1 rRNA gene is annotated in these 624 nt (G+C 34.5%); it reads left to right on the top strand.

Features of this window, described 5'->3' with window-relative positions:
• Positions 1-510: 510 nt before the first annotated feature.
• A 16S ribosomal RNA gene (locus ACYVJS_RS16255) occupies positions 511-624 on the top strand; the annotation flags it as partial.

Genomic DNA, 624 nt, shown 5'->3' on the forward strand with positions numbered 1-624 from the left:
TGCTGTAGAAGCAGTATCACTAGAGAAATACTTAGCTTGGTTAAACGAGCAAGCTTAAGTACTATTGTTACACAATCTTAATTTAAATTATATAAATATCCTCCCCCTATAAAAACCTTTATATAATTTAATAACCCTTCATAAAAATAAATTATTAGGGGCGATGTTGTCGCCCCACCGTGAACCTAGAATAAAAACAAAGGTGTCAGTTAACTTTGCCGCTCCAAAATTAACCTCGAAGCCAGCTTTGCCGGACCCGGCGGGCGGCGCAGCCGCCCGTAAAATTTTGGCGTACGGTGCCGCAAAATTTTAAAGCGGTCCCGTTTTTTTAAAACGGGACCTAAAAATCCGAAACGCTAGCCTCCGGAATGAAGCTAATAATTATATTTAGTATATTATAAGTAACAAATAAGATTTTAATTTCTAATATTTTTTATTTTATCTTAATAGTTTTTACGAGTTATTAAATTAAATAAAAAAGAGTATCTATGATTCTGTCAAATTAGAATAGTAAGTAAAAATTTAAACTTAGTTTCGAGTGAATGCTATCTAGGGACTTGACACATGCGAGTCGAATGACAAATACTTGTATTTGAACATGGCGAACGGGTGAGTAATGAATAG

This window comes from Microbacterium neimengense (assembly GCF_054782995.1).